This window comes from Bowmanella pacifica, assembly GCF_014645355.1.
Classification (GTDB): Bacteria; Pseudomonadota; Gammaproteobacteria; order Enterobacterales; family Alteromonadaceae; genus Bowmanella; species Bowmanella pacifica.
In genome coordinates this window covers 868,976-895,933 of record NZ_BMLS01000001.1, presented here as the reverse complement: position 1 = coordinate 895,933, position 26,958 = coordinate 868,976, and the positions used below count along the sequence as shown (strand labels likewise).

The 26,958-nt window shown below is 44.7% G+C and carries 23 protein-coding genes and 1 pseudogene; 5 read left to right on the top strand and 19 right to left on the bottom strand.

Annotation, left to right across the window (positions count from 1 at the left end; genetic code table 11):
* Position 1 precedes the first annotated feature (1 nt).
* The 4 genes from IEX02_RS03535 to IEX02_RS20555 form a co-directional block, all read right to left on the bottom strand.
* Positions 2-2,899, bottom strand: coding sequence for a DEAD/DEAH box helicase (locus IEX02_RS03535; RefSeq protein ID WP_188690342.1), 2,898 nt, complete (start codon positions 2,897-2,899; stop codon positions 2-4).
* Positions 2,900-2,906: 7 nt separating this feature from the next.
* Positions 2,907-3,776: a WYL domain-containing protein gene (locus IEX02_RS03530; protein ID WP_188690339.1), complete on the bottom strand. Its 870-nt coding sequence runs from the start codon at positions 3,774-3,776 to the stop codon at positions 2,907-2,909.
* Between the two features lie 67 nt (positions 3,777-3,843).
* On the bottom strand, positions 3,844-4,836 hold the full coding sequence (locus IEX02_RS03525; RefSeq protein WP_188690336.1) for a DUF429 domain-containing protein: 993 nt from the start codon (positions 4,834-4,836) through the stop codon (positions 3,844-3,846).
* 52 nt (positions 4,837-4,888) lie between these two features.
* On the bottom strand, positions 4,889-5,134 hold the full coding sequence (locus IEX02_RS20555) for a ribonuclease H1 domain-containing protein (RefSeq protein WP_188690333.1): 246 nt from the start codon (positions 5,132-5,134) through the stop codon (positions 4,889-4,891).
* Positions 5,135-5,278: 144 nt separating this feature from the next.
* Between IEX02_RS20555 and IEX02_RS03515 the strand changes: the two genes are divergently transcribed.
* The gene (locus IEX02_RS03515; protein WP_188690330.1) at positions 5,279-6,025 is read left to right on the top strand and encodes an NYN domain-containing protein; all 747 of its coding nucleotides are present in this window, start codon (positions 5,279-5,281) and stop codon (positions 6,023-6,025) included.
* A gap of 9 nt (positions 6,026-6,034) precedes the next feature.
* On the opposite strand, the gene IEX02_RS03510 is transcribed toward IEX02_RS03515, so the two are convergent.
* The 12 genes from IEX02_RS03510 to IEX02_RS03460 all read right to left on the bottom strand — a co-directional run bounded on the left by IEX02_RS03510 (position 6,035) and on the right by IEX02_RS03460 (position 15,676).
* Positions 6,035-6,439, bottom strand: coding sequence for a DUF2787 family protein (locus IEX02_RS03510; RefSeq protein WP_188690327.1), 405 nt, complete (start codon positions 6,437-6,439; stop codon positions 6,035-6,037).
* Positions 6,440-6,474: 35 nt separating this feature from the next.
* A complete protein-coding gene (locus IEX02_RS03505) occupies positions 6,475-6,918 on the bottom strand; it encodes a JAB domain-containing protein (RefSeq protein ID WP_188690324.1) in 444 nt (147 codons plus the stop codon).
* A gap of 51 nt (positions 6,919-6,969) precedes the next feature.
* Entirely contained in the window at positions 6,970-7,428 is a 459-nt protein-coding gene (locus IEX02_RS03500; protein ID WP_188690321.1) for a hypothetical protein, read from the bottom strand.
* 24 nt (positions 7,429-7,452) lie between these two features.
* Complete coding sequence (locus tag IEX02_RS03495) at positions 7,453-9,204, bottom strand: ATP-binding protein (protein ID WP_188690318.1); 1,752 nt, start codon at positions 9,202-9,204, stop codon at positions 7,453-7,455.
* Positions 9,205-9,476: 272 nt separating this feature from the next.
* Entirely contained in the window at positions 9,477-10,388 is a 912-nt protein-coding gene (locus IEX02_RS03490) for a tyrosine-type recombinase/integrase (protein WP_188690315.1), read from the bottom strand.
* A gap of 159 nt (positions 10,389-10,547) precedes the next feature.
* Positions 10,548-11,567 carry a hypothetical protein gene (locus tag IEX02_RS03485; protein WP_188690313.1) on the bottom strand — a complete coding sequence of 340 codons (1,020 nt, stop codon included), beginning with the start codon at positions 11,565-11,567 and terminating at the stop codon, positions 10,548-10,550.
* A complete protein-coding gene (locus IEX02_RS03480) occupies positions 11,564-12,247 on the bottom strand; it encodes a hypothetical protein (protein ID WP_188690309.1) in 684 nt (227 codons plus the stop codon). The genes IEX02_RS03485 and IEX02_RS03480 overlap by 4 nt, the downstream gene beginning before the upstream one ends.
* 467 nt (positions 12,248-12,714) lie before the next feature.
* Complete coding sequence (locus IEX02_RS20325; RefSeq protein WP_229702025.1) at positions 12,715-12,933, bottom strand: GDCCVxC domain-containing (seleno)protein; 219 nt, start codon at positions 12,931-12,933, stop codon at positions 12,715-12,717.
* A complete protein-coding gene (gene merC / locus IEX02_RS03475; RefSeq protein ID WP_055648498.1) occupies positions 12,921-13,310 on the bottom strand; it encodes an organomercurial transporter MerC in 390 nt (129 codons plus the stop codon). Before merC ends, IEX02_RS20325 begins: the two co-directional genes overlap by 13 nt.
* Before the next feature lie 56 nt (positions 13,311-13,366).
* Positions 13,367-13,744 carry a MerR family transcriptional regulator gene (locus tag IEX02_RS03470; RefSeq protein ID WP_055648499.1) on the bottom strand — a complete coding sequence of 126 codons (378 nt, stop codon included), beginning with the start codon at positions 13,742-13,744 and terminating at the stop codon, positions 13,367-13,369.
* A 206-nt stretch (positions 13,745-13,950) separates the two neighbouring features.
* Positions 13,951-14,340 (bottom strand): H-NS histone family protein, encoded by a 390-nt coding sequence (locus tag IEX02_RS03465; RefSeq protein ID WP_188690306.1) that lies wholly within the window; start codon positions 14,338-14,340, stop codon positions 13,951-13,953.
* Positions 14,341-14,398: 58 nt separating this feature from the next.
* Entirely contained in the window at positions 14,399-15,676 is a 1,278-nt protein-coding gene (locus IEX02_RS03460; protein ID WP_188690303.1) for a tyrosine-type recombinase/integrase, read from the bottom strand.
* A 173-nt stretch (positions 15,677-15,849) separates the two neighbouring features.
* Here IEX02_RS03460 and IEX02_RS03455 point away from each other — a divergent pair, with 173 nt between their 5' ends.
* Together IEX02_RS03455 and IEX02_RS03450 are read left to right on the top strand one after the other, a co-directional pair.
* On the top strand, positions 15,850-16,278 hold the full coding sequence (locus tag IEX02_RS03455) for a hypothetical protein (protein ID WP_229702023.1): 429 nt from the start codon (positions 15,850-15,852) through the stop codon (positions 16,276-16,278).
* Between the two features lie 543 nt (positions 16,279-16,821).
* Positions 16,822-18,993 (top strand): TonB-dependent receptor, encoded by a 2,172-nt coding sequence (locus tag IEX02_RS03450; protein ID WP_188690299.1) that lies wholly within the window; start codon positions 16,822-16,824, stop codon positions 18,991-18,993.
* Positions 18,994-19,350: 357 nt separating this feature from the next.
* Here IEX02_RS03450 and IEX02_RS03445 read toward each other — a convergent pair.
* The 3 genes and pseudogenes from IEX02_RS03445 to IEX02_RS03435 form a co-directional block, all read right to left on the bottom strand.
* Positions 19,351-19,441: pseudogene (locus IEX02_RS03445) on the bottom strand (integrase core domain-containing protein); the annotation flags it as partial.
* Between the two features lie 188 nt (positions 19,442-19,629).
* Entirely contained in the window at positions 19,630-20,649 is a 1,020-nt protein-coding gene (locus tag IEX02_RS03440; protein WP_188690297.1) for a glycerophosphodiester phosphodiesterase family protein, read from the bottom strand.
* Between the two features lie 74 nt (positions 20,650-20,723).
* Positions 20,724-23,420, bottom strand: a complete 2,697-nt coding sequence (locus IEX02_RS03435) for a TonB-dependent receptor (protein ID WP_188690294.1) — start codon at positions 23,418-23,420, stop codon at positions 20,724-20,726.
* Positions 23,421-23,922: 502 nt separating this feature from the next.
* Here IEX02_RS03435 and IEX02_RS03430 point away from each other — a divergent pair.
* Positions 23,923-25,044 carry an ROK family protein gene (locus IEX02_RS03430; RefSeq protein WP_188690293.1) on the top strand — a complete coding sequence of 374 codons (1,122 nt, stop codon included), beginning with the start codon at positions 23,923-23,925 and terminating at the stop codon, positions 25,042-25,044.
* Between the two features lie 85 nt (positions 25,045-25,129).
* On the top strand, positions 25,130-26,515 hold the full coding sequence (locus tag IEX02_RS03425) for an MFS transporter (protein ID WP_188690291.1): 1,386 nt from the start codon (positions 25,130-25,132) through the stop codon (positions 26,513-26,515).
* Positions 26,516-26,958: the final 443 nt, after the last annotated feature.

Genomic DNA, 26,958 nt, shown 5'->3' with positions numbered 1-26,958 from the left:
CTTAATTCTCACTCCCTGTAAATACTGCCACAAGCTGAATAAAAGGTGTTTTCTCTGTAGTTACTGTGTCTTCAATCCATTGGATATAGTCATCAAATAGCTTCTCGATTCGACTTTGTTCTCGTTGTTTCTTGTCTTCAATGATTTGCTGAATTCCACCGGCTTGGTCAAGATTGAGCGCTAGTTGTTTCACCCGCTTAAATTTCAAGGCTTCTAATGCATCAACCTGCTTTTGTAACTTAAGGTTTATCTGGCCTTCGCTTTCGTTCCGGATTGCTTGGAAATATTCGGAGGCTTTATCTATTGCCGATCTCAACAAGGCTTGAGCATCAGCGGTATTATCCGAGGTTGCAGGATTAGATAATTTGTTGTCTTTTAGGCCAAATAAGTCTGCAAACTGTTCAAATAACTCAAAATTATCAAACTGATTTCCATTAAAATGTACGACGACCCAGTCGTTAATCAACGGATGGCTTTTTCTATTTGGATAAATAGCATTTAAAACAAATGCGGTTCTCCCCGAAGGCATTTTATGTGGAACGCGCACAAGTGGAGCATGGTGGCGTCCAAAAGCAGAGAGCACTTTATCATTCAACCATTCCATAACAGGGTGAAGCTGCCATAGAAAATTCTTACGTGGCCAAGCATGTTGCTGGCCCCGCGAAGCAGCAATTTCTTCCGACATTTGGACAATGTCATTGGTCAATATAAATTGATCTCCCTGAGGATAAATTTCGTCTGGAAGCCTTTTGAGGCGTTCTTCCAACTCATTGTTCACCGTAAGTGATAATGTTGAAGCATCCGACTTGCGAAACTCAATTCTTTGCCCTTTACGTTTGATGAATTCAAGGCTTTGCTCTGCAAAATGAATGTCTGAGCTGAATAAAGAAAACAGCTCTCTGGTTTGTGAAGTTGATTTTGATACTTGCACTTCGTCTGGCAAAAATGCATCAAGAGGGCTGCTTTCTTTTTGTTCCAGATCGTCGAAGTCTCCAAATATATCGGCCAGAATATCTTCTCCAGAGGTAAAACTCTCTGCTATAACTTCCGCAACCGCTTCTTCTTCAGACTCTTGGTCAAAACGACCAGTAAACTCCGAAGGATCGCCGATGTTCTTTTGCGCCTGCTCATCTTTTTCAATCAACACTTCGCTAGTTCTGCTGTCGCCACGAACGTTTTCATTCTTACTGGTGGTGACTAAATAGCGAATTAATGGTTGTTTAGTTTGACCATAACGGTCTATACGGCCATTTCGTTGCTGAAAGACCATCAGTGACCAAGGTATATCAAAGTGAATCATCTTGTGGCTGAGATAATGCAGATTGATCCCTTCTGACGCGACATCAGAACATACCAAGATTCTCAGCTTTGATTGTTCTTTTCCATATTCTTCAACGGTTTGCATCAACTCGGTATCTGACATTTCTTGGCCTTTTAAGAAACTAATTTGTTCAGGCTCGAGTCCGAGGTCCCTTTGCAAGTTTTCATACAAAAAATTCAATGTGGGAATGCTTTCCGTAAAGATCACCAAGCGGTCATCTTTTTTATTCGGTTTCCATCCAAATCCTGTTTTTGGATCACTGATTAACGTCAGCAAACGCTGGTATTTGCTAAAATGCTCTGGAGTAACTCTTTGTAAGGCGTAAGCAAAGGATTTTAACGATTTTAAGTCATCTTGAAATTCAGGATCATTTTTTGTTTCTAGTCGGACAATGCGATTTTGCACTGTAGATAAGCATGCAATCGGGCTAGAAAAGAGTGTTTTCTCAATGGTGACCCGAAGAAGTTGACTGGCTTTTTTACCTTTATCTAATGCACTCAAATTAAGCTGCGTAAGCTCTCTGTATACATCTTCCTCTACTGGACTAGCTTGGGTTTTTACCGTTTGAATGTCTCGCTCAGGAAAGTCCTTAGCAATTTGATCTTTGACATCCTTTTTAAAACGACGAACTACCAAGCCCTTTTGGCTGAAATCTTCATGTTGGTATTCTTTTTCATTAGCAATAGCCGTGGCATCAAGCATGTTCATTAAGCTGGCGAAACTTTCTGGCTTACCATCATGTGGTGTAGCTGACAGCATTATCAATGTATCGGAACGCTGCGAGAGTAATGATGCTAATCTACTACGTTGTGAATTAGAGCCCCGCTTAGCTACATTATGTGCTTCATCTATTACGATAATGTCCCAATAGGCTTGCTCTAAATAATGCCTGTACTCAACATCTTGTTTCAAAGTATCAATTGAAATAATCGACTTATCATAGAAATGAAACGGATTATGGTTTGTAGGAATACGATTCCGAACCTGTTGAAGACCTGATGAATCAAGGCGTGTAAGTGGTATTGAAAATCTGCTCCACATTTCCTTTTGAAACTGAGTCAACATAGACTTTACAGCCAACACTAAAATACGTTTGCCTTTGCCACGTCGAATTAACTCCGACATCAAAATACCAGCTTCCAGTGTTTTACCTAAACCAACTGCATCAGCAATCAATATTCGTTGTCTAGGTTGCTTGAGCGCTGTAATCGTGGGATCAAGTTGGAATGGCAAAGTATCCATTGCCGCTTTGTGACCAAAATAGATGTGCTCGTCGGTGGGCACCTTTTGCCGTAACATTGCTTCTATATAGAGTAAGCTGTCTTTGTAGTTAGGTGATTTGTCTTCGGTTAGCTTAGTTAATGCTGGATCAAGAATTTCAATTGCGGAATTCGAATATTCTTTGTCGTTTTCTATGGCCGTTAAGAACCGCCCTTCCTTCCCTCGGACAAGCTCAGAGAGACCTTCACATTCAATTAGATAACCTCCATCAGCTGTAGGATCTGACTTTCTAACAACCCACTCAGCATCCCTCACCACTATACGCATTCCGGGCGAATAAACGTTTTGAATTCCCATAAACTACTTAATCCTTCCGATATCCCGGCGCAATCGATATATTCTGCACATTATTCAGCGTGAAACGATTCTGCAACCAGAGTTGATATTCTGCACCTAAAAGAGTGGCGCGCTCGGTACAATCTACATTCCACCGCCTCAATAGGTACCCCGCCATTGCCGATCGCACTTCGATAAGCAGTTGCTTATTTTCCATGCCGTAGTCCATTTCAATGGCAGTGGGGTGCTCGACATTCTTAGGATGCGGTACTAATTGAAGCGGAATAAGTCGCTGCCACTCAGTATCAGCTCTTGCCTGTTCGTATTCTTCTGGTGTGCCCTTTATAGTGACTTTACTAATTCGGGTTAGCACAAAGTCGCGAAAGCTTTGGCTTTTGCGATCATACGCTCTTACATGCCAGCGAAGACCGTTGTCGACGATAGAGTGGGGAACTAACACTCGGGCACCCGAGCCACTGGACAGGGAGGTATAAATCACACTGACCGCTTTGTTATTTATGATGGCTTGCACTAACCGGGCAACAATAAAGATATCAGGTACATTTAGGCTGGATGGTGCTTCGACAGGGAAATGAATATCACCAATGGCATCAAAGCCATCGGATATGTCATTGGCCAGTTTGGTTAGTGTGCGTTTGGCATCGTGCTCAAAAAGCGGCTTAAACTCCGGTGTTTGAAAATAACGCTTGTCACAGGAGTTATATGAAAGGTTCCTGGGTGCCAGCTCTTTGTAAAGATTGAAGTCTCGCGTGCCTGCTGACAAACCGACCTCAAAACGATTAATCAGATCTTGACGATAGATGGCCCCTTTAAACAAAAGGCAAAAGTCGATGTAGGCCAGGCGCTGTTTCTGAGCAAAGCTGATGGTGTCGAGCATTGTCCATTATTATTATAAGTATTTTTGCCAGTGTGGTTTATTTTGAAACGGTTGTAAAGCGAGTGCTTTATGGCGGACTCAGGAACTTCTTTTTAAATTCAGCTTTTCTACTTTCGGTGCCATGTCCTGTTAGACCGGTACATCTGTGAGCCGCGTGGGCGTCCCAACCGAAAGGCCAGCGTTTGAAGTTATGCTCTCCGCAAGCAGGACACATTCTCTGATATGCAGCATTCTCTGTATGTGCATCGGACTCGGTGAATGTTTGGTGTTCTTTTGTTGGTTGAGGAGCTTTTAGCGCTGGCACCCAAATAGCATCATCATGCTCAGGTTTTCCCAAGGCTACTCGTTGTCTTTCGGGTAGGCTCGCTACCCAAGCTGCACTGTAGGCGTCAACTTTGTCATGCGTTGCACCGTAACAGATAGCGCTGAGTTGTTGCCACTCATCAGCGGAAGCAGGCCATCCGCTGTATTGGCTAATGCTGTGAAGTTGCTGTTCGGCTTGCCCTTTGGTTGTCTTATGCTTATCCGCTATTCCCAGATACCTGGCAGTGGCTTGCGGATAAACTTCAATACAAGAAGTGAGCTTAGATAATTCGTCCGCAATGGCAAAACCCGCCAGCATCCAAAGCTGCATGGCGTGAGGAAGGTTTGGCACTGGCTTTCCTGCTTTTAAGTGTGCTCTTCCCTTGGCCGTAATCTTTAAGAAATCTTGTTCAGATGGGGTAGTAAAGCAACTGATGCCTGTTTTATCTAGCGCCTGTTCGGCAAACCTTCTCTGTAAGTGATTGGCTCTTGGCTTCAGTGGTGCGTCAATGCCAATTCGGATGGGATTGAGATGATAACCGTGACAGATCAGTTCGATGTATTCTCGCGCGGCTTTTGCATACGCAATATTTAACTCTGGCTGCAGCGTGCCTGCATTACCGAACCCTTTAGGTGGAGATGCTGGGTGTTTGGTTAAAGGGAGTGGAACAAGCCGATTGTTGTCTTTAGTGCAGATAACAATCGGCAGGTACTTATCTTTTGCACACGCTACATCGATACCAATGTAAACATCCATGCTTGATGGTCCATGTTGAATCGAATGTAACTAGTCTATGCGTAGTCTTGTGTTATCGCATCCCTCTCCTTACTGGTGGTGTGTAGTTCCACTGATAAGTGGCTTTAGAGTCGTATCCGACTCGAGAGCATTCAGCGAATGCAGCTTCTGCTTCTTTTCGACTCGAAAACTTCTGGTAACGCGCTTTAGGAAAGTTAATCGCCAATCTTTCCACCTCTTCCCAACATCCATAGATACCCGGTCTGGCACCGGCAAACACAACATACCAATTACGTTTTGTTGAGGGTCTCTTGTTCATTTCAATTTCCTGAATAGCACAGGGCAATTCGCCTGCTTTATCGCTTTACAGTTTTTTCATTCATACCTTTGCAACGTGTTGTAGAAGTGACTTCTCTGTATGCCGGTGTATGCTGAGAATGTTTGATGGAAGGTAGGAAGGGATATGAAGGATTTGGATGTTCATAAGAAGTTGGCGGTACTGATTGATGCGGATAATGCTCAGTACGCCAAAGTTAAAGCGATTCTGGATGAGCTGTCGGCTCACGGTCATATCGTGATTAAACGTGCTTATGGTGATTGGTCGAGTGACAACCTAAAGAACTGGAAGCAGTCGCTAAACGAGTTAGCCATTCAGCCTATTCAGCAATTTGCTTACACCACTGGCAAAAACTCCACCGATGCGTCGATGATTATTGATGCAATGGACATGCTCTACTCCGGCAAGTTTGATGCCTTTGCCCTGGTATCCAGTGATAGTGATTTTACTAAACTGGCCTCCCGCCTGAGGGAATCTGAAAAGTTCGTATTTGGTGTTGGCGAGAAGAAAACCCCAGTGGCATTTCGTAATGCCTGCGATGACTTTATCTACACCGAAAATTTAGAAACCTCTGTGCCTTCAGAGAAAGCGCAGAAGAAGCCTGCAAAAACCGAAGACCCCGCTATCACCGAACTGGTGCAGATTCTGACCAAGGCCTGGGAGCAATATCAGGAAGATGATGGTTGGGCCAACTTGTCAGCCGCAGGCAGTTTTGTAAAAAGGGCCAAACCTGACTTTGATCCGCGTACATACGGGGTGACGAAGTTTGTTGAACTGGTCAATAAGCTCAGTCGCTTTTTTGATGTGAATAAAGAGAAGAGAAACGGTGCTAACCCAATTGTCATGTATCGGGTTAAAACACCGTCTAAATAATCAATGACATCAGGATACAGAGATACCAAAAACTTTGATGGCTAGCCAATAATGCAGGAAGTTGTCTTCCCACACTTGATATAAGTCTCGCACTCGCTCGATAGGGTAGACGCCCAGTAAATCCTGGAATATGCCTGCCTGAAAGTCGAAATCGAGTTCTTTGGCTAACTCGGCCTCATACCCTTTTCCCACAAAGCAAAAGTCGGTGATATAGCATAGGTGCCAAATGTCTTGTCGCTTCTCCAGCCTAATTTCCACTGGATGAAAACCGCCACGCTCAGCGCTGTAGGTTGGGTCTCGAAAATTGAATGTCACTTCATCACCTTTAACGTCGTAAAGGTCAATCAGTTTAGCCAGTTCGTCGGCCAGTTTCTGAGTCACGGGCAATGCTAGGCCCTCGTACTGAATACGCATAATGTACCTCTTAAAAAGTGAGTTAGGATGGCGAGCTAGAACAGCTCGGGATGGCGCTCACGGATGCTGATGTGGTTATCCAGACCGATAACGACATGATCCAGCACTTTGATATCGAAGACCTCAGCCGCCTCAACGATGCGTTTAGTGATGCGCTTGTCTGCTTCGCTCGGTATAGGATTGCCGGAAGGGTGGTTATGTATAAGCACCACTGCCGGCATGTTGAGTAAAATGGCTGAGCGCAACACCTCAGCCACGCGCAAGGAACAGGTGTCTACCGTCCCCAATCCGACCACCTCAAAGCAGTTGATCTCATGCTGGCTGGTCAGGTTAACCACCACAAACAACTCTTTGGTTTCATGCTTTAGGTAATCAAACGCTTTCGCCACATTGATAGGCGTGGTCATGGCCTGACCGACAATGCCGCAGTCCACTTCTTTGAAACGATACTTCACATCAATTTCGCGTAATGTTGCCATGGTGACTTGTCCAATAAATGGGGCATGCACCTGCAGCGGCCCCAGTTGATGCTATTTGGAGGGTGGGGTAGCTGGCTTTGCCTTTTTCTTTGGGCCTTGAGCGGCCAGCAGGAACGTGTCCAGTTCACCGTTTTCCACCGCTTTGGTGAGGGTTTCAATTACCGCTGGCAATTTGGCTTTCTCGCCCACGTCGATGGCTGGCTTCCCTTTTTGTAGTTCGATGGGTTGGGTGCCTATGCGTACCTCAAAGTAATAGTGGTCATCACTGTCGTAATACCAGGGACGCACCACTTTGGGTTTGCGGACTTTTTTGCGCTCGCCGGTTTGTGGATCTTTGATGGTTCTCTCCCGATAAGCCTCGTAAGGCTTTCCTTCGAGAAGGCATTGCACCAGCTCTGCCTGCTCATCTAATCGGTCAATGAGTTTTAAGCGTTTGCCGATGATGGGGTTCTTGGGCTCGATTGTGGGGCGAGCGATAACCTTGAGCGAATTCAATATCGATGTAGTCATGTTGTTTACCTCTAGGGTGTTTGGCTAACGAATAAAGCCAATGGTGGTTGAAGGTTGCTTACGTTGGTTTTCTTCCGCCAATAAAGTGATGGCTGAAAGTCGGTGGTCCTGTTTAGGTCGGAACAGCTTGCGTCTGGCTAGGATGGCGAAATCGCCTGGGGTCAGATGACGCAATTGCCTGAGCTGTTGCTCCTCCTCAGGAGAGAGTCGTTTGATATCTAACACCTGCCGATACAGCGCTATAGCTTGCTCTGCGGTCAGGTAATCACATTCCAATTTGAAGTCAAAGCGGCGCAGCACCGCCTTATCCAATTTGCTATCAAAGTTGGTCGCCGCGAACAGGGGCTGGGTGAAGCTCTCAATCTGGGTCAGAAACTCATTAACCAACTGCACTTCATAATGCGCAGAAAGGCCTTCACGACTGACCAATAAGCTGTCCACTTCATCAAGTAAAATGACCTTTTCTTCTGCCTGAGCACGTCGAAATAGTGAGGCGACATTTTGCTCACTTTCGCCTACCCATTTGCTTAGTACATCAGAACATTTAACCCGAATGAGTTGACGCTGATATGTCTCTGTTAGGTAATGAGCGTAAGCTGTTTTGCCCGTGCCAGGTGGCCCCATTAAGAGCACTCTGGCGGGTTTGTTATGCTTGAGGGCAAAGCCAATATCATCTAGTAAGGCTTTATCCTGTTTGATATTCAGCAATGCAGGATTAAAGGCAAGCTCGCTTTGGTATCCCAGTGTTTGTACTAACAGTCCCGACGCATCTAAAGTATTCTCTGAAACTTCCTTGATGACTGATTCGGCAGCCAGCCGTTTTAGGCCAATAGTACGGGCCACATATCCGGCATTACTGATGATGGCGGGGGATAGGTGTTCGATACGACAAAGCTGTTGTTTGAAGTCATTCGATACGCTCAGTCCCTTAAAGGCTTTGTTGGCCATCTCAACCAAGCATTGGCTGTCTGGGGCCGTCACTTCCATCACTAGTTTGAAACGACGGATGTAACTAGGCTCTAGTTCATCAATGTGGTTAGTGATCCAAATACAAGGCACTGTATTGAGTTCCAGGATGCGGTGAACTCGATCTTTCGAGTACTGATTGTCGGCCTGACTAAACAGACTTTCACACTCATCAACTAACAACATGGACTGCTGTGAATCGGACAGCAGCGATTGAATTAAGGTCAGGTATTGCAAGCGCTGCTTGCTGGAATGCTTGGCATTGAACTCGTCTTGCAGTTCACCCTTCACGACATTGTGGGCGTGAACTTCAAACAGACAGCGTTCTGTGAAGTTTGCCAGCGTTCTGGCCAGCTCGGTCTTGCCAGTGCCTGGCGCTCCGTACAGTAAAATGTTTACACCCAGATGCTTTGCTAGCAACGCGCTTAACAAGTAGCTGGATATCAGTTCTGTATTGATATGTGGAAATTGAGCCAAGGTTAGAGTGCCTGGTCTACTGCGTTGCAGCAGCTTTTCTACAAACTGCTCTTTACTGCGCAATCTATTCCTTAACAATTTATCGAGTACCGGCGGATGGATGCGCACATGGCTACTGTCGCTGAATACTTTGTGGGAGGCAAAACCATGCTTTGCCAACGCATCAATAGCCTGAAAGTAGGCCTGCTTATCTACATCCAAGGCATAGCAGATATGCGTATCCAAATCAGGAAGGCATTGAGTAAACTCCAGCTCGTTGACTAACTCCATCAATCCGGTATTGGCGTTAAAGGCAATCAGATACTCCATTAGCGGCACAATTGTCTTATCCAATTTGAGCAACCGGCACAAGAACTTGGCGTTGTGCCTGACAATCTGAGTGCTACGTTCGGCTTTGTCTGAGATGGTTATTAGGGTTCTTACTTCTGAAAGAGACAATGTCTTGCGTCGACGTATTACTTTGCCGGTTAAATTGGCGACGATGCTCGACTCGATCCCCTCATCCTTTGCTTGGTGGGCGCTAAAACTAGGTAGTAGCTTGCTCGCGTACTGGCAGGCTAGATAATACAAACCTGATGGTTCGTGCCGATTTACAACACCCATGATTACTTACGCCCCCGGCGTGAATAGCTGAGCTTTGCGGCGGCTTGCTGCATAACCTCATGGTCTCGCTTGTCATACATGATGGTGGTTGAAATGTCCGCATGTCCGGCCATTTGTCTGACGGTATTGAGATCCACATTTTGTTGAAGCAAGCGGGTTATGAAAGTTCGTCGTAGGTCATGGGGTGATACACCCTCTACACCAATTAGCCTGAGCATCTTTCGGGTTAGGGCGTAAATACCGGAGTCAGTGACGGCCTTATCTTTTGCAATACGGCCTGAGCGATAAACGCGATTGATCAATGGGCCACTTTCATCACCTCGACATTGTAGCCAGGTTTTAAGATAAGCCTCTGTCCAAACAGGTAAGAACACAGTACGGCTTTTGTTCCCTTTGCCTTTAGCGATATGCAGAGTGTGCTTTTCTGGCGCGTAGTCTGATATACGCAGCGCTATCAACTCACTGCGCCGCAGACCTGTACCAAGTAGTAGGGCAAAGATACAAAGGTTACGAAGACCAATTTCTGAGCGTTCATGCTCTAGCTGTTTAAATAACGCATCAACCTGTTTGGGACTTAATGCATTACCTTGATGTTCACCGTGTTTGACTTTGCCTATGGCCTGTAACTGGATAGATTGCATCTCAGGAACTAGGCCAGATAATACCGCGGTTTTAACAATGCCCCGAATGGCTATCATTGCCCGATTAATGGAACGGGCTGACCAATCCTGTTTAACCAGCAAAGCCTTGATATGAGAAGCTTGTCGGTAATCTATTTGATGGAAGCGTTCTTGGGCGTCTTCCGGTGACCAATTCAATAGCTGTGCAATGGACTTAAGCTGTGAAGTAATAGAACGCTGACTATTAGGCGATAAGCGGCCTAAATACAGCGCGTAGGGGCTAGCTGCATTCATATATATGTTCCAAAGGTAGTGACTTGCTTTGAATAAGCGGGATGTACTTGGGATGCTATGAATTAGGCTAGCGTAGAGAAAGCGGCTGTTACACCGCTATTTCTTACGGGGATAGTGAAAACAAGGAGGCAACTGAGCCTCCCTTGTTTGCACTAAAACTCAATACAAGAATGTCTTTTCGAACTTACTTTGATATGTTTTTACACATCTCATTACATATCGATTGTCTTTATCAACAAAGTGACGTAAGCGTAGGATGATTTTTTTTACCGCCTTTCTTATGCCGGAATTTTCGCCTAAGTTAATTTCATACTTTTGCAATTCTTGCCGAAGTCGCCGTCGAGAAGATGGAACTGTTTGCGCAGCGATAACTGAGTGAGCTCCAATATTCTTAATAACATCACTCCACATTCCGTTTATTTTATTTTCGTTGATGTATCGGTCTATATCATAGAAGTGCATAGTCTCTTTTGTTAGTCTTGAAATGAGATCATCCTCCAATTTGTTCCATGGAATATGAAGTTTTATACGTTGTTCTAGTCTAGTGATGTCGTAAGGCGTTACTGGACGTCTATAATTCTGGCGCTTTTTGTTTCGATCGTAATAGACGAACTGTGTGCGAGATTTCATTCCTCCCATATAAACACCAGTAAGTAAGCCGCTTTCAGTGCAAAACATAGCACAGGAACAATTACGTCTTTCTACCCCTATATTTTGTATGCGTTCGCGCACGTCTTTGACTATGTGATATGACGTCACGACAATGTTCGTTGGATGTGTAAATTGTCTATCAGATACTCTGATATTTTTGCATAACTCTTTAAGCCAGAAGCGTGCATACAACAAATGTTCTCGTGAGAGAGGGTGACCTCTGAAGGAGACAACCATCTTAGACCTTTGGTTTTTTCGACAGCCAATATAAACTGCCATAGCCGGGGTCTCCGAATTGTTTTGGCCATAACTAAAGCTTGCTGATAGTGGTAACAGCAAGCAGTACTCATATCCTCCACCGCATTTAAGTACGTCATCTTCGTCAACTTGGTGTCTCATTGCCTGTTCGCTGGCCAGACGCTTTATACGTAGTTTGATATTATGTTCATCAACTTTAGTCAAAGTTGGATAACCCACGTTGAGAGCGTCAAGTGCAATTGATACAGGGAAGAGGGGCTGTGTTTTCATGCCTTCTCTCCTTTATCAAACGTTTGTTTCCTATTGAGAGGTTGCTTCCCAGAACGTGCTTTCTTATGAGATGTGGGTTTTGCTTTTTGACCCTGTAGGGAGGCGGCTTTCGTTGACGTCAATTCTAGAACAAAGTCTTGCAACATCCTTTCGTCTGCTAGTAATTCCTTAAAACAGTTTGCAGCTTTTCTCATATCCTTATCGGTAATGTGCATAATCAACGTTTTGATATACTTGAACTTATTACTGTCCCTAGACAACTTTTCCTTATAAAAGCCTTCATTAAGCATTGCATCACTTACAATGCTTGCAGTCAAAGAGGCCGTATTTTGTGTTAGTTTATTGCCTAGCTTGTCTTGCAATCGCTTCCAAACTCGCTTTTGAGCCTCCTTGTCCAACTTTCTCATTTGTAACATGCTCGAGTTTGAGTATTTTCCCAGCATTTTCGGTCCTGCGGTGTTCAGGGTTATCTCTCCTGCTTTGGCGTAGTCAAAAATTGTCTTGTAAGAGAGCCTGGGAAGTTTTGCTTCACATATACTTTTAAAGGAATCGTATCCTTCGTACAGAGTCCAAACTTTGCTCACATATAGTCTTGTTGCTTTGTAGATGAGGTCGTGGTTGTGACACGTAATGCCAATGAACACTTTGCTAGCTTCAGTTTGTGTCTTGATGATCTTCATACATATGTTCTCTTAATAAAAATGGATGCCTTTCAAAGCAAGGCGTATGGCAAGATTTCCTCTTGCTTGGTATCGAAATTATTAAGAGCAGGGCCCAGTACAGAAATTTTCTTATGCCATTATCGTATATGATATATAAAAACGTAATCCTGAGTTCAGGATTGCTGAATGTTTATGTTTTTTAATGGGTTTCTTAGTGAAGATGGCCTGGAATATCTGGATAAGTGCATTTATGCACCTTTTTTTTCATCGAATAGGGAGATAAATCACCCAGAAAGTTGAAGGCTGAAGGGGGGTTCTACTATTAAGCATACTCTCTAGCAGACAGCTAACAATAAGCTGTATTTATCAGAGAAGTCAGTAGATCAACTGCTAAATAGACGTGATGTGTGTTGGTTCTACATCAAGGTCATGTTAACAGTTATTAACGTTACTTATTTCGGTTCGCTTCGTGCCAAAAGCAGACATTAAGATTTGTTGCAGCAACGGCTTCCTTCTTGAATAGGAGGGCATTTAACGGTCCCGTAAGAACAATATACGCAACAGTCACCTTTTAACGGCTTGAGCAGCGCTTTGCATCCTTCACATTCGTAATACCACTGGCAAGCGTTTGTCGGCATGGTCTCGACCTTACTAAACCCGCATTCGGGACAAGTAATCTTAGACTCTAATTCTATACCTTGCATACGGGTTCCTTAACAGGCTTGACGATATCCAACACTGACATAAATACCATCCATGTGATCCCAAAGTAAAATAAGTAAGTGCTCCAATCGTATTGCCACAACGGATAAAGGGTCAGTAATACAGCAATTGGGCCAATAACACTTAATATGCCTCTTGCCACATGCTTATGTTGATACCAATTGTACGAGTTGACCAATAAAGCGAGCGCAGCAAATAACGGTAATAAAGTGTTAACCGCTATTCCTTCAAAATGTGACAGGAAACCTAGCCCTAGAGCTGATGCTAGAGAGCCTAAAGCGGGAAAGCAACCTGTACAACTAAGTGCCGCTAACCATACTCCACCGGAGCCTACTTTATCTAGAATTTTATTAATCATAATTACCTCTACTTTTGAGGTAGTTTAAACTCCGTATATGGGTACGGAGTCAACAGCTAATTGAGCGAATTTATTATTGGACAGGAATTGGGGTCTTGATTGGCTTTGCAAGAATTTGTCATATCTTGAATCACTTGTTCTAGCCGTTGCAAATCGGCAATTTTTTCTCGGATCAGCTCAAGCTTGTGTAACCCCATCGATTCGACATCAGCGCAGTTTCCACTCATAGACATGAGTGAAGCGATTTCATCAAGTGTAAAGCCCAAAGCTTTAGCTTTTAATATGAATTTAAGTTGATTGATGTGAGTTTTGTCATATATACGATAACCATTATCAGGTCTTGGTGGCTGCACGATAATCCCTTTACGTTCATAGAATCGGACTGTTTCTACGTTAATGTCTAGTTCTTTAGCCAGCTTTCCAATGGTTTTCATAAGTAGATTCTCTTAAACAACTAGCATCATTTTAACATTATTAGACAAAAGCTGAACTTCCGATAATCGCTCAATCCAGAAGTAATGGTAATACAGATTAACGGTGCTTAATCTGTCTAATTCGAGAGTCATATGACAATGAGATTGTTGGCGTCGATATCATAGACCAGTGAATATCGACGCCGATAAGCTAGTGGAGAATTAGCTTAGATTGCAAGGTCTTCCAACTTCTTACCCGAAGCTTGAGCTGCTGCGAAAGCTTTGGGCATGCGGCCAATACCTGTCCAAGTGTGTTCTGTGCCTTCGCTATCTACAAGCTTGTACTTTACGGGGCGTTTTACTTTTGCTTTAGCTGACGGAGCCTCACCAGAAAGTTCGTCCAGGCTGATGCCAGCATCTTGCATTTGCTTCAGTAAGGCAGCTCTGAGAGCTGCTTTCTTCTCTAGTTCTTTAGCTTCTTCCGCTTCCAGTGCTTTTCTTGTCTCAATTATGGATTGGAGCTTGTCAGATACGGATACTAATTCCTCTGTAGAGAGCTCTTTCACTGCAGCTTGCAGACGACGAGCATGCGTCAGGATGTTCAGAAAATCAGACATTTAGTTCCTTAATTTTTAGATGATGGGACGATTAAATATACAGCACCAAGGGGGAATCTTAAATACAGCCCCGCCTACGAAAGTTGGCTTCCCATTCCTTTGCCAAATTGGTGAAGGATGTCTTTGTTTTTTCAGGGACATTGAAGCGGTCTTGAATTTGTTTAATTTCTGGAAATTCAACACCTGATAGCTGGTTGCTGAACATTCGAGGTATCACATGGTTGTAGTGCTGCTCTATCATCTGAATGCTTGTTCCACATTGTTTTGCAATCACATCTATAGTGACATTCTGAGAAAGTAGCTCCCAGGTAATGTAGGAGTGGCGCAATGAATAGAGTGTCCTGGGTCCATGCGCAGATTCTTTAAGTCCAGCCTCTTCCAATGCACTATCAAAAGTGCGGCCAAGTTCTTTGGTTGTTGAACCATCCCTTAGCCTGAATAGTTTGTCAGTAGCCTTCCTATCCTTAAAGCGCATGGTCATTAAGCGGATAGTGTCAAAAATATTCTGTTTGCAAACAACTTCCCGGGTGCCGGTGTGTTTAGTCGTTTTTCCTTTTCGTACTGTCACAAAGAAACGGATCTTGTGTTCATGTGCTTCAACTCGGATATCGCCCCACGTAAGATTATCCAACTCTGAGCCCGGTCTCATGCCGGTATTGATGACAAACTCCATATAGTCGAGAAGAGATTCGCGGATATGGTTTGTCTTCTCCTTGCGGCTGTTCTTCTGCATGCTAACAACGGTATCGTAAATTCTGTCGTATTCATCTGGTGTGAAAGAAGCCCGTCTTTCACCTGATGCACCAGTATTAGATAAAACGGGAACTTGGACTGGAATCATCCATTTCTGCTCAATGGCTTCTTTAAACACCATCTGCATTGCTGCGTTGTGATTCAGGATGGTGGACTTGGCAAGTGAGCGCCCAACCTTTTCTGTTCTCCACCGGTCAAACTCACGTATCTTTTGTTGGTCAATGGAGGTGATAAACGTTCTGTCGAAGAATGGGACATGGTATTTATTCAAGGCGTTGATGTAGTCTTTGTAGATGACCTTACCTCCGCCATGTTCAAGCTCATTTTCCATTTTTGAGATGGCTAATTCAGCCACATCGCGGAAACGTCGACTTTTGGACAAGGTGCCTTGCTCTGCCTTTATACGGCTTTCCAATATGATGTAGTGCGCCTTAGCGATCGCCTTATCTCTTTCCTTTTCTTTGGTGGATTTGCAGTACCACTTTCCGAAGAGCTGGAATCGAGCATACCAGTACTTGCTGTTGTCCTGGGTGTATATGTAAAGATTGTCTTCGATGTCGTGCCGAGCTGTCTGGGTGGTCATTAGTGCTTGCAAAGAAAAAGTAACGTGTCTAGTTGCGATTGTAACTGATTGATCTGCAAACGCTACCTATTCGGTTGTGGTTTCTCGTGACAGGTTGTTCACTACTAATATGACAGGCTGGCACTCGTCTAGAAAGCTAGTAAAGATTCATATACTCTGTGCCGAGTTACTTGTTGAAAGATCATTTGGCAGGTAGTCGCCTCGACCTAGACTTAATGAGTTCTGTTAAGACAGCTTTCGACACAAGCTTCATGATGACCATGCGTCGTGTTATTACCAGTGATCACCATATGGGCCACTTTGTCATCTATCGTAGAGATGGAAGCCGATATCTGTTCGACAAGAATAGCAATTTACCTGGATGTTTCTACCCAACCAATACAGCCCCAGATGGATCGAAGATTCATGATTTGATATTCAATGGGGTCAAATCTAGCGCTGGTGAAGTAGATGGCAGCGTGTGGTGTCGGGAAGGTTGGGCAGATGACGCAACTGTTTATGAGCATGCCTTCCATTACCATGACGATCAGTTTGTAAGTTTGGTTTGGTGGGAAGATGAAGAGCCTATTTGGCAGTGTATTAGCAGCGAAGAAGAATTATAGACTCTTCCAGAGTCGTGATTTTGGGAGATGGTTTTCTTGCAAAGAATTTGCAAAGTGTCCATTTTATATTGCAATATATTGATTTTAAATGACTAAAATAGGCGCAAATATTTCAAAATCCGCCGATGGCAACATTGTGTCGGTTCGAGTCCGACCCCAGGCACCATTCTTTGCAAGAAATTTTAGCGTTTTGCTCTCTGTCATGTTCCTTTTTTTCAAAACTAAGCGGTTTTAATTTCCATAAATTCAATTTCATCGTTGCTTACTTTGTAGTGATCAATATGACTTGACCACTGCGGTCAGATGTAGACTGTTCACTGGGCTTTCCTCCTTCACCCGACATTGCACGTCTCACAATGCCCCCTATAGCTTACTTTATATTGATGTTATATTATATCGTAACCTAGCGGTGGGTTTTAGTAATCAACGAAAAGCCCAACGAATCTCGTGATTTGTCAACACAGTAACGGCGCGAAAATTTTCAGGCGCTGACTCATTTTTTCAGTCACGCAACGAATTTTATTTTTTCTAAAGGAGAATTGCATGGATGTCGATGTATCTGTCCCTGCTCGTTTTAACAAAACACTGCTGACCAGCCTGGTCATGGCCTCGGTCTCGGGGGGAATGGCTGCGGCCCATGGGGAGGAGACCTCTCAAGAAAACGAGACTGTGTTTGAGAGCATCACCATCACCGCTCCTCCCTTGAATAATGCGTTCGAAGTTAATGTGGGAGCGTTTGGTGCCAAAGACGCGATGGAAGTACCATTGGCGATCCAAAGTTATAGCGCCGAGCTCATCAGTGAAACATCCCCGCGCACGGTCAGCGATATGCTGGCACTGGACCCTTCAGTCCTGAAATCTTCTTATGGCGGTGGCTTTGACAACTTCCGACTGCGTGGCTTCGCAATGGATAATTTCAACACCATCCGCCGTGATGGCATGGCCTTGGCACCGCACTATGATGTGCCGCTGGAGTTAGTTGAACGTGTAGACGTGCTTAAAGGGCCGTCCGGCTTTTTATACGGATTCAACTCACCAGGCGGTACCATCAATTACATTCCCAAGCGCCCGACACTGACGCCTTTTACCACACTAAGTTTGCAGGGTACCTCTCTTCAAGGGCGTTATGTGGCTGTGGATACGAGTAATTCACGGGCTGATGGTGCACTCGGCTACCGCTTGAACGTCGGTTATGAAAAGGTCGGCGACTTTGATCACCTCGGCGATCTAGAACGTAAGTTTGCGGGATTGGCGACCGACTTCCGCTTCAATGACCGCACATTGTTACAACTCAATGCAGATTGGAGCTGGAAAAGTGCAATGTCCGACCCATTACTGCGTGCAGACCAAAGTGGTCGAGCCGATCCACTAGATCCTTCAAGCTATGTCAAACCACCCAGGTTCGATCGTCGCGATGCACTTTCTCCTTCATGGTATCGGCACAAAACTGACGCCTACAATATAGAAGCCAAGTTAGACTACACTTTGAATGATGACTGGACTTCAGTCACCCAAGCCAATTTCTCCCAGGTTGAACGCCATGGCGGCTATGTCGATCTGTTTGATATACAACCCAATGGCGACATTGGTTATGCTGACCTGTACCAGTCGCGCGGTGAAGTCTTCACGACGTGGTCACTACAGTCTTATCTTGCGGGGAAATTCAATACAGGTGAGCTTTTCCACGACCTCTTCGTTGGAGCCTCGTACCGGCAATTCCGTGACAAGAGCCCTTATTGGGACTTTGTGGAAAGCGTTGGCAGCATCAGTGTCGGCGATATTTCGGTAGGAAATATTCGCAATCCTGTGCAACCAGCCCGCTGGGACTTTGGCCCAGAACAGGCTATTGATTTCAAATCCAGTATCAAAGAAAGCTCCATCTTCGCTAGCGACTTGATGACTCTCAATGATCAATTGCAAGTGCTGCTGGGGGGCCGTTATATATGGTACAAGGCACGTAACCTTTCGGCAGATGCGCTACCCCAGGACAAAAATGTCTTTGTTCCGACCGGAGCACTGATTTACCGTCCAACCGAGAATACCATGACATATGTCAGCTATTCTCGTGGATTTGAAAAAGGCGATTACGCTCCTTACAACGCCAATAATGCCAACCAGCCAACCGAGGCAATTGAGTCAGTACAATATGAAATAGGCTTGAAAACCGATATCAACCAGAATTTTAATCTCGCTGCAGCTTTATTTGATATCAAGCGAGATGCCAGCTATCTCAATCTTAACAATGACTATGTGAGCAACGGCCAGTTCCGTCACCGTGGCATTGAGGTCAATGCGACTGCTAACCTGACTCAAGGACTGACGGTGCTAGGCAATATAACCTATCTGGACACCGAACTAGAGAATGTCTCCGACCATACTACGTCAGGTAAACGTAGCGAGGGCGTACCACGTTGGAAAGGTGCGCTCGGTGCGCGCTACGCATTTTTGACGGTACCGGGTTTATCCATGGATAGTATGCTGAGTTATGCAGGCAGCCGACCTGTTGACGCCCAGAACAGCGGTTTTATACCTAGCTACACCTTATGGGATGCTGGTATAAGCTACGATACAACGATCGGAAACACGCCGGCCACTTTCCGCTTGCAAGCCAAGAACCTGACAGACAAATACTACTATGCCGGTGTCTACTATAGCGGCGGATTGGAAGTCGGCCGCGGCCGAGAAGTATTTTTGTCAGCCAAATTCAGTTTTTGATCAAATCACGAGCGATAAAACAACAGCCTATTTTGTTGTAAGCGTCATAGCGCCCCACAGTTATACGGGGCGCTATGGCAGTTACACGTTCAGGGCTTGCTGGGCGACCAGATCAGGTCGCTTTCGTAACGTGCAGGCAACGAACGGCCAGTGTCGAGGATGGCACGCTTTCGCACAACCTACCGTGGAAAGCCTTGGCGACTTGCTGGCTCGGGGCGCAGCCCACCAGTACGCAAAGAGCGAGGATATCTAAAGCGATGGCGTGGCCTTCTTCCACTTACACCGCCACCTATTTGTTTGTAGGTAAGGTGCTTCACAGTGACTCTTTGTTCAGTGTGCGGTTGTTCAAACCCGGTGATATTGGTTCAGCCACTCGTAGCGAACAGTACGGGTTGTAGCGCTCTAGATAGGCTTTCTGCTGTGGGTTACCAGGCTGAATAAACGCCAGTTAATTATGATTTTAACGCCCAGGTCGGGGAAGGGGGCTCAGGTGTTGTTGATTATTTGAACAGCAAGGCCGCTCAGATCTGTCTCTCCATTTTAGCTGTGAAGAGAAGTCTACAAAACTAATCTACCTTGTGTACTCTCCATTGAGAAGGTGAACAGCCAATTACCCGGCTAAATGCAGCGGAAAATTTACTGGGGTTCATTGTTTTTTGTTTGTCTTAGATTTTTCTTTTTTAGCCATGAGATGAGGAACTTTGGCTCATCGGTTTGGATTATTGTTGCGCCTTTTTCTATCCAAAAATCAAAAACTTCATGCGGGTACTTTAGTCCTAAAACGTCATGTCGCCCGCCATTCCATTGCAATGAATCAATTTTCCCGCGCAGTGCATCTATGTAGAGTGTGTTAATCCAAAGGTGGCTGTCATAGCGCTTACTTAGTAAACCTGTTTTTTCGGAAAAGAGAATTCCGCCGTCTTTAGTTAAATAGTTACCGTCGTCATGGTTCGGCATACCTACAACCATTTCTACTGCTTCTGGCTTTAATAACGCATAAGTGGCTTGAATATCGGCAAAAGAGGTGATTCTTTTGTCTCGAAGAATTGGCATGAAATCGACTTTGAAAGGGAGTGAGTCTACTAGGCGTTTTATTTTTTTTCGTTCTTCTTGTGTATCCGACCTGCCTTTTAGAATGATATGCTCAGCCACGCCAAAATCATCTGCTATTTCAAGTGATTCTTTGAGCTCATCTATATCCAGCTTTGGATCTAGATTAACCATTATCTTACCTTTTACTAATTTATAAACTTGCTCAAGTGTTGGGATTTTATAGTCGGTTTTTTCACCGGTTACTTCATTGATAAGATTAATTTCCTGCGTTTCAGAGAAAGTCATTTCACTGATCTTTCCATAGCCGTTGGTAGTGCGATCAACTGTGGCATCATGCAAGATAACGAAACGCCCATCTTTGGTGATGCGCAGATCGAGTTCGACCATATCAACACCTAGGTTTATTGCATACTCAATGGCGGCTAGTGAGTTTTCAGGATGAATGATTTGCCCGTTTTCCATAAAGGCAGCTCTATGGGCCACTACAAAAACATAGCCATCACTCGGCGTCTTCCAGTGTTGCAGAATGTTATCGATATGACTTGCATGCGCACTCATATGCCAAAGCAACATGGCTATTGAAGTAATAACGGCTTTTAACATTTAACTTTCCATATGTTTTAAGACATTTTGCTAATAGATAGCTGGGTGGGCGGCTCTTTCGAGCCGCCTGATAATTAAAATTTGTAAGCCGCGCCTAACCAAAAAGACTTGCCAAAGTCTCTAGTCCAATGCGCTCTTCCTGAATTGAGTAGTTGGTCTTCTTCTTCGTCGGTCAGATTTCGACCTTCAACATATATGGCTATACCATTACGGAATTTGTATTGGCCTCGTAGGTCCCAAAAAGTCTGTTTATCTACAAATTCATCATAGCTAGGTGATGATGCACTTGAAGAAACCTGACGTTTTCCTTTGTAGCGCATGGCGAGACGAATATCGAACCTGTCTGGCGTCCAAAAAATACTCAAGTTGCCTATATCTTTGGGCTGATAGAGTAGGCCAAATAATTCTCTTTCCTCCTCTTCACTAATCTCTATATTGAATTCACTTTCTATATGCGAATAGTTTGCAGAAATACCAAAGTCTTTCAGATTTTCAGATATGGAACTGAAGCTGTTTACCAATATTCCCACTTCCATTCCGTACAGCTTGGTCTCGCTTGCGTTGTCAGGCTGCTTAGTTGACAGGCTATATTCGCTGCCGTTAATAATTACCATTTCATTTGTTTTTCGGGTGTATATTTCGTTGTCGATGGACTTATTAAATGCACCGGCAGAAAGAAAAATTCCCTGCTTGGGAAGGTAATATTCAAGTGAAATGTCAGTGTTCTTCGATTCTCGAGGCTTTAAATTTGTGTTACCGGAGCTGATTGAGATGCTCTGGTTGGTATCATCAATTTGTTTTGAGCCCCTAACCGCTAAATCACTATATTCGGCTCGACCTAAGGTTTCACTGTATGCCAATCTAATTTTTGTGTTGTCGTTGAGGTTATAGTTTACCTGCAATGACGGCAGTAAATTGTTATAGGAACCGGATTGTGACACGAGGACGTAGTTTGGAGTACTTGGGTCATCATCGTTCAGCTTCTGTCCTCCCGTTGAGTCTACTTCGGTTTGTTCGTAACGTAGCCCGCCAAGCAATGTCAGGTCTTCTGATTTGTAGCGCGCCATGATATAGGCAGCATTGATGGTTTCTTCGACTTCAAACTGACTGCTAAGCGCTTCGTCTAGCTGATTTTTTTTGTCTACCCACTGCGATTCGTTTTGTGTGAAATGTTCCAGAAACTTTGTCGGGTCAATGAACTGTTGAAGCTGGCCAGGCATTAAGTCAGGTTCAAATCTGTTGGTAAAATCAGACAGCACATTGGTTAAAGTGAAGGCTTTAGTTTCCGGGCTATTGGGGCGGTAATCATGGTCATAAATTTGGTCTTGTTTACGTAGATCCGTTCGCGTGCTGACGCCGGCTTTGAAAGCCAGCCCTTCAAAACGTTGCCAGTTAAACTTGTAATCCAGTTTTATTTGCGATGCGTCTTGGTTGTTTATGTCAAATCTTGGTCGATAGAAAACGGGTGTGAATAATTCCGTATTAGTCCAATTCTCTGGCGTATTAAGCGTAATGACCGGATATTTTCCACTGGTGTCGTACGAGTAAGCGAGCGCCGATCTATCATTGTTTTGAAAGCGGATTTGATAGAAAGGATTCTCACGGTCACCGCTGGCTTGTGACGCCAGGAATTGGACAAGATGTTCTTCAGATGGCTGGTAACGAGCGGTTGCCGTTATGCTTTTTAGCTTGTTTTCATCGCCTTGTAAGAAGTACATACGTTGAGAAATAGCGCTGTCTACTTCCCCTGATGTGGCGGTTATATTGGCTGGAATATCACCTTCCTTTGCTCTGAAGATAGAAGTGTCCCAACGTTGCTCCGTGTCTTCCTCCTTAAACATGTACGATGACAAACTAAGGTATAAACTGTCATCTAGGTTTCGGTACTCTAGCTTCACTAATCCACCGCTGCGCTCCATCTCATTGTTATATTGATAATTTTGCGTGCCGTGGGGAATTTCAACGCTATTTGGTAAGCCATCTTCATAAGTGCGTGTCGTATATTGCTCAGTTTCGCCAGCCGCATTTATGCGCTCACCGATGACGCGGTATTCGTTGTACGCAACCCCCGGCAGCCAAGTTCCCCGGTCAGACGTCAAATAACTTCCCGACACCACCAAACCAAATTGTCCGTCTGCACCAAAACTATCGGCATAAGTAAAATTTGCCCGAGACGCTAAGTCATTCCCTGCAGGGCTTTTGTCATTATCGTATTTGCCAAGCGCTCCCCGCATAAAAAAGTAGGTATCATCGTAATCAAATGCGCTACGGGTTCTGACGTTAATGTTTCCCCCTATGGCATTCGCATCCATGTCAGCACTGAAACTCTTTGATACTGTGGTCGTGTCAATCACGCTGGAAGGGATAATGCTTAGCTGTGTGGCTCGACCGTTGTTTCTAGTGGAAGGAACGATGGCGCCATCAATTGACAGGTAATTGAAGTCGGATCGCATTCCGCGAATAACCACAAATTCAGCGTCGCCGTTTCTATCTTCGGTTGATATGCCGGCAATACGAGAGAGGGCTTCAGAGACAGAGAAGTCTGGAAGCGAACCTATTTCGTCAGCAGTAATACCATCAAGTATCTGTTCTGCTTCACTTTTTAAACTGGCTGCCCGCTGGTTCTGAAGGCGCGTACCCGTGACATTCAGAATTTCTATCTCATCTGCGCCTGTTGTGTTGGTTTGGCTGAACGATAGTGATGAATGTGACGTCAGTATCAGGCTAATACTCGTCGTCAGTAAGCTGCGTTTGAGGTGATTGAACTTCATCTGTGCTCCGTATTTTTGTGCTCTCTTGCATGGTTAGAAAAGTTGAGTCCCGTAAATGACGCAGCTATTTATGACATCTGAATATTACAATTTAATTATATTAACCTAACTTAACTTAATTAAATTGTTTTGCTATAGTGCAGAGCCTGCAACATCAGGCCGAAACTGAGTTGCGCGTTTGCTGTTGGTGGAGGCCGTTCTTTGGGCATGCAGCAAAGCAACCGGACAAAATAAGTTATGATTTCCGGTAGCATTGGCGTTTAGTGTCGTTAAGCTGTTGTTGATAAGAAAAAGCTCTGACGATTGGAAAGTGAATGCTGCGTCTGGCAGGCAAATAGTTATTACTGTTAGCCTGGTTGAGCGCTGGGGGAGCTTGTATCCTCAGGGCAAGCTACCAGTGAAAAGGTGGCTGGTGTAGTTCTGGGAAAGGCACAATTCAAAGCTGAATTCGCGAACCACACTGATTCAAGATGTAAAAGATTGATTTTCATGGGATATGTTGATGACGAAAGTCGAGTTAAGTACAAGTGAACGTTTAGTGCTGGAAATTATTAGACGGACTCAGATAAGTACCCGAATTGAATTAGCGAAAAAACTGGGCTTCTCAACAGTACAAGCAACCAAGCTGACTAAAGGATTAATAGAAAAAAAGCTTGTGGTAGAAAACGCCACCCCCTCTGGTGTCCGAGGACAACCGACTAAGAATATCTCGTTAAACCCCGATGGTTTGTACGCCGTAGGGGTCAGTTTTAGCGCGGAATACATGGAAATTGGTTTGGTGAATTGGCTGGGCGCCATTAAAAAACATGAAACCGTCAAGCTAGAAAATGCGCATTCATTAGACACGCTTTGCCATTCCATTGAAGCCTTTGTGGAAAGCGCGATTAAAGAGTATCGCTTAGCGAAAAGAAAGCTGTGTGGAATTGGTATCTCTCTACCTGGCGATTTTTTGAAAGGCCGGCGGAAAATTAATGCAGTCTACTTTCCCGAAATGGAAGATATCGATCTGCTTGAGACCTTCTCAAGCCGCCTGCCTTACCCTATTTTCATTGAAAATGACGCTACTAGTGCAAGTTGGGGAGAGTTTGTCGCAGGTGCAGGTAGGAAGCTAAACCACTTTTTGTTTATTCATATTGGTCACGGTATCGGTGGGGGATTGATTATTGACCGGCGTGTCTATCGGGGCGCAAATGGTAATGCTGGCGCATTTGGTGCGCCATTCCCTGATCTATCAAAAGCTCGTCCCTCTGGCACGGATCTACTAAAGCACCTGCAAGCTTCGGGGGAAAAAGTAAATGACTTTGCAGATTTACGTTCCCTAAGCATAGAGGGATGTTCCCCTTTGAAAACATGGATTCATAACGCAAGCCAGCAATTGATTGGCCCCCTTACTGTGCTGGCGCGAGCTTTTGATCCTGACGCTGTGGTCATTGGCGGACGCTTGCCTATGCACGTATTAGCATCCTTGGTTAAAGGCGTTAATACCGACGCTTTTTGTCAAGCTGATAGGCACAGACTGCCGGTGCCAGACATATTAGTGACGGAGTTAGGCGACTTGGGGGGGGTTGTCGGTGCAGCGTCTTTATGTTTAGAAAATAGTGTTTTTGCTGATAGAGCTATTTAAATAGCGAGGGGCCATTGCCCCTTCATAAATCTGTTACTCTCTCACTGTATTTTGTTCAATCATTGGCCGATTGAATAGCGCTCCTATGTACCAAAAACAAATACATTCAGGTAAATGCAATTCGGCCACTCAACCTCTTCACAATCTCCGAGCTTTTGGCTACGCCACAGGCAACTTTGGCAAAAACATTGTTGCTAATACCTTGGGATATTTTTTACTTTTTTATATTACTGACGTCCTTGGTATCTCTCCTAAAACGGCGGGGATTGTCGTACTGGTAGCATTAGCTTTTGACGCCATATTGGATCCCATTATGGGGGTTGTTTCCGACCGCACTTACAACAGGTTCGGAAAATATGGGGCTTTTATCCTCTTCGGTGCTCCGCTGTGTGCTCTAAGCTTTGTTGGGATCTTTGTTTTTCCGCTAGCCAGCGATCAGCCTTTAATCACTTTGCTTTCCTGCCTTCTTCTGTTTCGCGCGTCCTATACGCTCATCGATCTGCCCCACAATGCGTTACTGGCGAGGATTTCAACCAACAGTCAGGAGAGGGCGAAGATTGCCAGTATGCGCTTCTTTTGCAGTTCTATAGGCTCACTAGGGGTTTCATTGGCGGCTTTTTATATTTTCGACCCTGGAAAGAATGCTGATCAGGCGCTGATGTTTCAGCAGTTTTCAGTTGTAGCGGCCGTGTTATCGCTATTGTCTCTGCACTTGTCTTGGTTTTCAGTGAGCGGGCGCGATCGCAACGCTGTGCGTCCATTGCCTTGCATCCAAGCTCAGTTGAAAGGGTGGCGTGCTATTTTTTCTGATGGTCAATCGCACATAGTTATATTGGCCGGTTTCTTCGCCGGTATGTGTATACCCATATTTGCCAAAGGCTTAACGTACTTTTGTAAATACAACCTAGAAGACCAAAGCTTAATTGCTGTTGGGTTAACGACTATGGTGTGCAGCCAGGCTATATCCACCTTTTTTTGGGGTTTTGTGTCTCAGCAGTACAACAAAAGTACTACTTTGGTTTGGGCCCACGTGCTCAGTGCTACTAGCATCAGTGGCTTTGGTTTAACTGTTTATTCAAGTAGCCCTCTGTTTGTATTCTGGTGCGTCTTGATAGGCTGGGCTGCTGGCGGATTGTGGTCGGTTATCTGGGCATTGGTTCCCGATGTGGTAGATAACTTACACCTTAAAACAGGATATCGCTCTGAAGCGGTTTTTGTCAGTATGGTGGTGGTTTTCATGAAGATAGCTCATGCTATTGGAGCGGGCGGATTTGGTTTGCTGTTAGCCCATGCAGGTTATAGTGCTAACGCTATGCAACATACAGATACACTCGACCAAATAAGGTGGAGCATGTGTTTCATTCCTGTTGCAGGTTCACTTTTAAGTATCTCTGTGCTCCTTTTCTACAACATCAGCCACACAAAGCACCAGCATATTGCGCAAGGATTGCTGGCCAGAAAATTACAGTAATTTTGCCCCCATATTCAATCGCTTCAGATTTATTCAACAAATACTCTACCTAGCCCTAACATGGGACTATCGCTCTGTCCCTCTCGAGCACAGAGCGTATCTTGCATCGGTTAATACCGCCGACTGAGCAACAAAACACCTGACATTATTAGACTTAATCTTTTTTCCAATGTGCATTTGTTGACAGACGTAGATTTGTAAGATGGACATCGCTTTTTGTGACGCGAGATAAGAGAGACTCAAATTATGCGAGCAGCTTGCTTTATGATGTTTCGACCCTTCATCTCCTGTCGTTCGCTGTAAGTTACCCATTGGCTGCGCTAAGGGGAGGACAGTTTGCTGAAATCTGTCATTTCATTACCAGACTGCCAGGCACAGTAATTCAACGTGGTGAAGCTTAATTGTTAAATTTACTGATCGCCACATGGCTTTTTAGCCCGAAA

Excerpts from the sequence above, each read along its gene's own strand:
- IEX02_RS03425 (WP_188690291.1), top strand. The coding sequence starts at position 25,130 with ATGTACCAAAAACAAATACATTCAGGTAAATGCAATTCGGCCACTCAA.
- IEX02_RS03470 (WP_055648499.1), bottom strand. The coding sequence starts at position 13,744 with ATGAAAACCATTGGAAAGCTGGCTAAAGAACTAGACATTAACGTAGAA.
- IEX02_RS03450 (WP_188690299.1), top strand. The coding sequence starts at position 16,822 with ATGGATGTCGATGTATCTGTCCCTGCTCGTTTTAACAAAACACTGCTG.
- IEX02_RS03490 (WP_188690315.1), bottom strand. The coding sequence starts at position 10,388 with ATGAATGCAGCTAGCCCCTACGCGCTGTATTTAGGCCGCTTATCGCCT.
- IEX02_RS20555 (WP_188690333.1), bottom strand. The coding sequence starts at position 5,134 with ATGAACAAGAGACCCTCAACAAAACGTAATTGGTATGTTGTGTTTGCC.
- IEX02_RS03435 (WP_188690294.1), bottom strand. The coding sequence starts at position 23,420 with ATGAAGTTCAATCACCTCAAACGCAGCTTACTGACGACGAGTATTAGC.
- IEX02_RS03480 (WP_188690309.1), bottom strand. The coding sequence starts at position 12,247 with ATGAAGATCATCAAGACACAAACTGAAGCTAGCAAAGTGTTCATTGGC.
- merC (WP_055648498.1), bottom strand. The coding sequence starts at position 13,310 with ATGATTAATAAAATTCTAGATAAAGTAGGCTCCGGTGGAGTATGGTTA.
- IEX02_RS20325 (WP_229702025.1), bottom strand. The coding sequence starts at position 12,933 with ATGCAAGGTATAGAATTAGAGTCTAAGATTACTTGTCCCGAATGCGGG.
- IEX02_RS03510 (WP_188690327.1), bottom strand. The coding sequence starts at position 6,439 with ATGCGTATTCAGTACGAGGGCCTAGCATTGCCCGTGACTCAGAAACTG.
- IEX02_RS03440 (WP_188690297.1), bottom strand. The coding sequence starts at position 20,649 with ATGTTAAAAGCCGTTATTACTTCAATAGCCATGTTGCTTTGGCATATG.
- IEX02_RS03500 (WP_188690321.1), bottom strand. The coding sequence starts at position 7,428 with ATGACTACATCGATATTGAATTCGCTCAAGGTTATCGCTCGCCCCACA.
- IEX02_RS03535 (WP_188690342.1), bottom strand. The coding sequence starts at position 2,899 with ATGGGAATTCAAAACGTTTATTCGCCCGGAATGCGTATAGTGGTGAGG.
- IEX02_RS03515 (WP_188690330.1), top strand. The coding sequence starts at position 5,279 with ATGAAGGATTTGGATGTTCATAAGAAGTTGGCGGTACTGATTGATGCG.
- IEX02_RS03430 (WP_188690293.1), top strand. The coding sequence starts at position 23,923 with ATGACGAAAGTCGAGTTAAGTACAAGTGAACGTTTAGTGCTGGAAATT.
- IEX02_RS03505 (WP_188690324.1), bottom strand. The coding sequence starts at position 6,918 with ATGGCAACATTACGCGAAATTGATGTGAAGTATCGTTTCAAAGAAGTG.
- IEX02_RS03525 (WP_188690336.1), bottom strand. The coding sequence starts at position 4,836 with ATGGATGTTTACATTGGTATCGATGTAGCGTGTGCAAAAGATAAGTAC.
- IEX02_RS03460 (WP_188690303.1), bottom strand. The coding sequence starts at position 15,676 with ATGACCACCCAGACAGCTCGGCACGACATCGAAGACAATCTTTACATA.
- IEX02_RS03530 (WP_188690339.1), bottom strand. The coding sequence starts at position 3,776 with ATGCTCGACACCATCAGCTTTGCTCAGAAACAGCGCCTGGCCTACATC.
- IEX02_RS03465 (WP_188690306.1), bottom strand. The coding sequence starts at position 14,340 with ATGTCTGATTTTCTGAACATCCTGACGCATGCTCGTCGTCTGCAAGCT.
- IEX02_RS03485 (WP_188690313.1), bottom strand. The coding sequence starts at position 11,567 with ATGAAAACACAGCCCCTCTTCCCTGTATCAATTGCACTTGACGCTCTC.